General features: G+C 35.8%; 8 protein-coding genes. 2 read left to right on the plus strand and 6 right to left on the minus strand.

The genetic code is table 11. From position 1 onward, the window contains the following. From EKM93_RS13320 to EKM93_RS13345, 5 genes are all read right to left on the minus strand, one after another. A partial coding sequence (locus EKM93_RS13320) for a collagen-binding domain-containing protein (RefSeq protein ID WP_164507101.1) occupies positions 1–1,382 on the minus strand: 1,382 nt, incomplete at its 3' end. Between the two features lie 138 nt (positions 1,383–1,520). Next, positions 1,521–2,123, minus strand: coding sequence for a DUF536 domain-containing protein (locus tag EKM93_RS13325; protein ID WP_057808098.1), 603 nt, complete (start codon positions 2,121–2,123; stop codon positions 1,521–1,523). After that, positions 2,116–3,045 (minus strand): replication initiation protein, encoded by a 930-nt coding sequence (locus EKM93_RS13330; protein WP_125716015.1) that lies wholly within the window; start codon positions 3,043–3,045, stop codon positions 2,116–2,118. Before EKM93_RS13330 ends, EKM93_RS13325 begins: the two co-directional genes overlap by 8 nt. Before the next feature lie 707 nt (positions 3,046–3,752). Continuing rightward, positions 3,753–3,965 (minus strand): hypothetical protein, encoded by a 213-nt coding sequence (locus EKM93_RS13335; RefSeq protein WP_164507103.1) that lies wholly within the window; start codon positions 3,963–3,965, stop codon positions 3,753–3,755. Between the two features lie 815 nt (positions 3,966–4,780). Further along, on the minus strand, positions 4,781–5,320 hold the full coding sequence (locus EKM93_RS13345; protein WP_054643016.1) for a dihydrofolate reductase family protein: 540 nt from the start codon (positions 5,318–5,320) through the stop codon (positions 4,781–4,783). A gap of 248 nt (positions 5,321–5,568) precedes the next feature. Between EKM93_RS13345 and EKM93_RS13350 the strand changes: the two genes are divergently transcribed. Together EKM93_RS13350 and EKM93_RS13355 are read left to right on the plus strand one after the other, a co-directional pair. After that, positions 5,569–5,847, plus strand: a complete 279-nt coding sequence (locus EKM93_RS13350; protein WP_125716017.1) for a plasmid mobilization protein — start codon at positions 5,569–5,571, stop codon at positions 5,845–5,847. Then, complete coding sequence (locus EKM93_RS13355; RefSeq protein ID WP_125716018.1) at positions 5,837–6,139, plus strand: type II toxin-antitoxin system YafQ family toxin; 303 nt, start codon at positions 5,837–5,839, stop codon at positions 6,137–6,139. Before EKM93_RS13350 ends, EKM93_RS13355 begins: the two co-directional genes overlap by 11 nt. Before the next feature lie 232 nt (positions 6,140–6,371). Here the strand turns inward: EKM93_RS13355 and EKM93_RS13360 are convergent. Then, positions 6,372–6,653, minus strand: a 282-nt coding sequence (locus EKM93_RS13360) for an LPXTG cell wall anchor domain-containing protein (RefSeq protein WP_125716019.1), incomplete at its 5' end; no start/stop codon positions are given.

Consider the following 6,653-nt stretch of genomic DNA (forward strand, 5'->3'; position numbering starts at 1 on the left):
GGCTGCGTCGGTTGAGTTGGCTGCGTCGGTTGAGTTGGCTGCGTCGGTTGAGTTGGCTGTGTCGGTTGAGTTGGCTGCGTCGGTTGAGTTGGCTGCGTCGGTTGAGTTGGCTGTGTCGGTTGAGTTGGCTGTGTCGGTTGTGGATGAATATCCCATCTGTGCGATTCACCGCCGGTTATATTAACGATATTAGCAACAATATTCCCATCAATGTTAACTCCAGCATTAATAGTCGCATTAGGTGCTAAAACACTTCCCATAAACCGACCACTGCTGAAATTGAAGGCTTGTTCATCGGTACCTAAGTTCCATAATACATGGTTAGGCTCTGAATGCCCTTCACTATTGGGTAAAGAATTAGTTCCACCATCATAATATAATTGAACTTGTGTAGAAATATTTTGATCACCATTTGGAATATCAGTAACGTTAATGACGACAGTAGGACCATTTTCTAAATGAGATATTCCCTTGATCGTAATCGGCTGAGAAGCACTCAAATATTTAAATGGAACATTTACATAAATAATTTGTGTTCCAGTTGCTACTTTCGAAACATCAACATAGCGATTATTCATGTCATCATAATTTGAAATAACACCTTTTGACTGAGGAGTACTAGCATAACTGGTGGATGCCTTTACTAGTTGCTGAAATACATCGCTAAAACCAATATAGGTCTGCCCATTGGTATCTTGATAAACATCTTCAGGTTTTAAATTATCCATAGTGATACCATTGATCAAGACCTTGTTATTTTCAATTGATACACTAACATCTTTACCTAATACTACATGATTAAATGTTTTATTTCTAAAAGCGTTACTTTGAAGATTTTTGGCCAGTTGTTGAATGTAATAAATATCACCGCTAGTTAAATTGTATGAATCACCGCGTGTACCAAAATCGTTAGAGCCATTTAAAATTTTAACAGCTAAATTACCATTAGTATCCGCTGATAAACTAGCTTGATTTGCAAAAATATGGAACAAAGAAGCTAATTTTAAAACACTGTTAGTATTTAGGTCGTTAATATCAATTCCTAAATTTTTTAAATAAGTATCATCACTAATGGAAGTAGCTGGTTGGACACTATCAGATGATAAGGCCAATTTTTCAAGATTGCCTTTCTCTTCTAAATGATTGGTAACAAGTGAAGATTTAATTTTTTTTGAATTATCAGTTGAGGTAGCAGGTAAATTAGTTTTCTTGCTGGCGGCACCAGTATTTACTGAATCATCAGTTGATGTGACAGGTACAGTACTATCTGCTTTTACAACATATGTACTTTCACTTAACCCAACCCCTAAAGCAATTACAGTAACTGCTGCAAAACCCCATTTTTTGCCATCTTTATACATCTTGTAATGTTGTTTTTCCATAGAAACTCCCCCAAAATAAATCATCCTTAATCAAACTGGGTACACCTAGATTAAACACCGAAAGTATAGCATAAATTTCTTCTACCTTGAGACATTATCTTAGGCTCTATTTTCATGTTTAATCCACCTTTTTAATTTTTACCAGAAATGCCACCAACTATTATTGGCTTTATTATTATTAGATACTTTCTTTTCTTTCTGCTTGTCGTTTTCATCTTTGACTTGACTAGAATTAATGTTATTCGACAAGGTATCATCTTTATCATTTTTTGCCCGTTTTTGAATTGAACTAGAGGGTTCAGACAACTCACTCAGTTTCCGTACATGCTCTTTTAATCGATGGTTTTCTGCTACCGTGGCTAGTTGTAACTGCTGTTGCTGATCCACCAATTTTGTTAGGCAATCTATTTGTCGATCTTTGTTACTTATTTGCTGGTCTTTGGTAGCAAGCTGTTTGTCACGTTGAGATTTTAAGTCTGCTACTTCTCTTCTTAGAGTAGCGATTAGCTCATTATTTTCTTTGCTAGTCTTTGTCGCTTTTTTACTACCTGTTTGTTGACTATTTGCTACCAAAGTCTTTGCTACTTTACCTCTAATAATTCTTTCAGCTGTAGGGCTGATCACGTTTTTACCTTGACTATCTTTTTGTCGGTTCTTTGTTGGTAGTCTTTGGTAGTGATATTGAATAGTTTGTTTAGAGACCTTTAATTCATCAGCAAGTTCTCTAATAGTTTTAGGCATGATTTCCAAACCCCTTTCGGAGTTCAGCAAGTGCTGCTTTTCTTGCTTGATCTCTTATTTTTTTATCATGTTCGGCTTGTTTGACAGCCAATGCTTGCTTTTCAGTAGAGCCTAAAGTTAACCCCTTAACTTTATCAATGGCACGCCATTTTTCCTGTTCTGTTAATTCGCCATTATGCTGAATATTAAAGAGTTTTTGACGTTCATCTTGAAATTGACCTTGTGAGAAGTCGTTAGCGTCTTTCTTTTCGGGTTTCCAGGTAAACGAATAGCCAATAACAGGCTTTCCTCGCCCTTTACCGTATTTCTTTCGGACAGTTAGCCCACGAAATAGGGGGGTAAGTTCTTCTTTGATTGGTTTTATCACTTTTTTGTTAATGTCGCCTTGCCGATAAGTTTTTGGAATATCAAGTAACTCATCAAAATCTGCTTTGGAAAAGTAAGCGTACCCAGTAGTTCTAAATTGTTTTAGTAACCGAAACATTGTTTTTGCGTAACTACTTTTTAAATCTCTAAACTCTGCCAACGCATAACGAACCCAACTTTCTAAATCGTTTAGTAAGTGTAAGGCTTTAGGATAAACTCGGATATCAACGTAAGGTATTTCAGCTTCGCCTTTAATTTCAAATTCGGTAAACATAACAAAAAATTCTCGATTTAAGCCACTTTTACTTCGTCTACCAAAATGTAATCCCATCATTTTTTCATAAGTTCTCTGAATGTCATCTTCAAAACGGTTATTTGCAGTAGGTTTATAAGCACTTAACTCTTTTAATTGATCAAAAGTAAAACGAACGGTCTGATCTCCCTTATCACGCATACGAGAAATAATCGAAAAAAATAAATTCATTTCAACTGGAGTAAATTTTCGAAGTGGAATGGTATTTAACTCTGGATCATATTTAACTAGTTCGTTGCTCAAAAAACCACCTCCTAAATCAGAGGCTACCATATCAAGGCCGGAACCTCAAGACGGGACCCCCATAAACAGACAATTGGACCCCCATAAACAGACAATTGGACCCCCATAAACAGACAATTGGACCCCTATAAACAGACAATTGGACCCCCAAACATTTGTGAAACGCTTGGGAGAGTAACGTGGAACATGCCCTTAAAAGAGGTTTAAAAGAGGTTTATAAAAGAGGTTTAAAAGAGGCACTACTGTACGAGGGCAAAATCTAAAACAAAAACACAAAGGAGTGAGCCAAAAAACAGGCTCACATTAAACTCCAGTCGCTATGCTCCTTGCGCCTCACTTTGTTCGTTGCCTAAAAGGTGTGGCAAGCCACATTAATTCGGGCGCTGACGCCCCGAACCCCGTCCAAGCTGAGCCAGCTTGACCGCTTTTTCACTCGCCGTTAGGCAGGAAAGCAAAGTTTTGTAGAAACTTTGGCTTTCGCCAATTCAGTGTTAAGACTGGTTTAGAGCTGTCAATTCCTTATGCTCCCACGCTTTGCTCGTCCGCTACCATTGACAGCAAATAGTTAGATTTTCTAAAACTTGATAAAGATTTAACTGCTATGTCCCTTTTTAAGGGCCTTATTTTTTGTTCTCAGCGATTTTGAGACTATTTATATATATTTATACCAGCGCAAAATAAAAAGCCCTCAGTGAGCTTTTAGAGGGCTAGATGACGGAACCTGGGCGATTACTAATATCTTCTTGCCTTTTTTGCAAAATATAAGTATACAAGGAATCATACAAATTCTTTTTGATCTCGTCAGGTTCATTGACAGAAGCTTCAAACAATTCTTGAATATCAACTTCCCAAGGATCAGCAAGCATTTCATCAATTGGTTTTAATACTTTCTTTTCGTCCATCTTAATTACTCCTAACATCAAAATAATGACTTCAAGTTTAGATTCACAGATCTTACAACACCGTTATTCAAAAATTGTTACCAATCTTATAAAGATTCTCTGCACAAAGCAATTAAAAAATTTTGTCTTAAAACAGCGTAATCTGCAACACTTTTTAAATATTTAAAACATAACAATCTTAGTTAGGTGCAAGCATAAATTGAACTAAAAATAAATTCAATTCAACAACACCAAAAACCAATTTTATGGTTATCAGAAGACCGAGTGAAACGAGGTCAATGCGCACTTATACATAGAACTTATTCTATGTTGTGCTAGACCCATTAAAAACCTGTATCAGAAGTCGCCGTTGGCAACAACTTAACTAACCGCCCGCTGGTTGGTAGAAACGCAAAAAGGTTTAGTGAATAATCACTAAACCTTTTTGTGTTGTCAGAGTGTATTGATAAGTATAGATATATTCTATGGGTTATGGGTTACAACTAATCTATCATGGGCTGGTTAAAGCGAACTTAATTAGACCCCAATAGATTATTTGAGCTAACTTTTTTATTGCACTTCAACTCACGCGAGCGTAACCGATTTTAGACATTTCCAAGTCTCCTTTTGGACAGTCCTAATGAACACTTGTAATTCCTAGTATAGCACATAAATAAAAAAATCCATTAGGGTATACCCTATTGGCCATTTTTGATCCATTATCAATGGCTTTCTAAATTAGGGCCTAGTACTTTTGGAATGGAAATACTTTCCAACACCAAAAATTCTAGACCAAAAAATAGAGGTGCCGCTTAACAACGGTATCTCTATTTTTTATAACATCTTTTTAACTTCTAACGAGAATATTCAACGTACACAATCTCATTCACTTTTTTTACAGATTCCAAACTCAATTCCTTAGGGACAACTCGGTCGGAAAATAGTGGAATTCCCTTGCCTAATATAATAGGCACAATGCCTATATGATAGATATCAATTAGATCAGCATTCACTAGCGGTGCTATCACGTTGCTGCCACCGATGATCCAAATATCACCTTTTGACGATTTAGCTTTTAAATCGCTGACTAATTTGGCTACCTCACCGTTAACAAAGTGAATATTATCTTCATCTGGCAATGGATGTGTCGTCATCACATAATTTTCATAGCCAGCATATGGATAATCATTGGGTGACATGCCGTTTACGATTTGATTATATGTATGTCGACCCATGATAACAGTATTAACCCGTTTGGATAATTTTTCATACTCACGGTCTACAACACTACCTGTTGAAAATTTATCATTCCATAAGAAGTCAATCTTGCCATCAGAATTGGCAATATAGCCATCTAATGTTTGTGTAATGAATAGAATAACTTTGCGTGCCATATTTCTGAACCCCGACTTATTTTCTACAATTATATATCTATCGGAAAAAATTAGTTAATAAATATGTAATAGAATACGAAAAGTCTTACCGATATTTACATGGAAATATCTATCCCTTTTACAAGGAACTAACAACTTGTTGCATAAGCTGTTAGTTCCTTTACTTTAAAATTAATTTAGTTGCAGAAAACCTAAAAATCGAATATTATAATGTAGTACGATGGTAAACTTAAAGGAGGCGGATTAGAATGAGTAATACTATTATTAAAAACAAGACAATTTCAACTCGTGTAACACCTGACATTAGTGAACGGGCTAAAGCTAATCTAGCAAAACAAGGGCTAACCGTTTCTGAGTATATACGCTTATCGTTAGTTAAAGCGGCCAATAATGAAGTTCGATTAGTCAGCTTTTTAGATTCTCCGGAAGCCTTAACCGCTAAAAAAGAAGCAGAAACAGGGCAGGTCAAAAACATTGGTTCATTGACTGACTTTGAAGATTGGATCGATAAGTTAGATGCAAATTAAACAGACCAAATCTTTTGAACGTGAATTAAAAAAACTAGTCAAAAAACATTTCCCAATAACTGTCTTGAAACCTTGTTTAAAAGCAATTGTTAAACAAGATGTACTTGTTTTGAAACAGATTAAAGACCATGCATTAAAAGGAAATTGGCGTGGCTATCGTGAATTTCACCCTGCCAGATATGGAAACTATGGTAAAAATTATGACAACTGGATTGTTATTTATCAGCTAGATCATGATGAATTGATTTTGTTATTGGTTGCAACTGGCTCCCATGAAATCTTGAATCAATAGCTATAGTTTAGGGACACTTATAAAGAAATAAATTAAAATAGCCCCCAATATCTATAATGTAGATATTGGGGGCTATTTTAATAACGTTTTTGAGGGGTTATTTGTTAATTATAGCCCCTAAACACTGAATCAAAAAACTTTAAATTTCATTATTAGGATGTTTTCGTAATATTAACACTATTTTTTTCTTTTCTTCCATCCACTCTTAGATAGTATACGGTAGATTGTTTAGTTAATCTTTCCACTTTTTTCTGAAAGTCAGCCAACTGGTTAAACTTCCTAAAGCCAGTAATAAGACACCTAGAGCTGAAACAGAGCTTTCTGATTTTTCACTAGTTTGTGGTAAAGCTTCTATATTTTTAGAAGGAATTTTTTCTTTATCATTTACCAATGAAACTGTTTTTTTCTCATTAACATTAGTTTTAATCAATTGAGTTGGCTGCGTCGGTTGAGTTGGCTGTGTCGGTTGAGTTGGCTGCGTCGGTTGAGTTGGCTGCGTCGGTTGAGTTGGCTG

It is taken from the genome of Agrilactobacillus yilanensis (assembly GCF_003946725.1).
Classification (GTDB): Bacteria; Bacillota; Bacilli; order Lactobacillales; family Lactobacillaceae; genus Agrilactobacillus; species Agrilactobacillus yilanensis.

What these genes read in the sequence shown, in the direction of transcription:
- EKM93_RS13335 (WP_164507103.1), bottom strand. Translation starts at nt 3,965, where the DNA reads ATGTTAGGAGTAATTAAGATGGACGAAAAGAAAGTATTAAAACCAATT.
- EKM93_RS13325 (WP_057808098.1), bottom strand. Translation starts at nt 2,123, where the DNA reads ATGCCTAAAACTATTAGAGAACTTGCTGATGAATTAAAGGTCTCTAAA.
- EKM93_RS13345 (WP_054643016.1), bottom strand. Translation starts at nt 5,320, where the DNA reads ATGGCACGCAAAGTTATTCTATTCATTACACAAACATTAGATGGCTAT.
- EKM93_RS13355 (WP_125716018.1), top strand. Translation starts at nt 5,837, where the DNA reads ATGCAAATTAAACAGACCAAATCTTTTGAACGTGAATTAAAAAAACTA.
- EKM93_RS13350 (WP_125716017.1), top strand. Translation starts at nt 5,569, where the DNA reads ATGAGTAATACTATTATTAAAAACAAGACAATTTCAACTCGTGTAACA.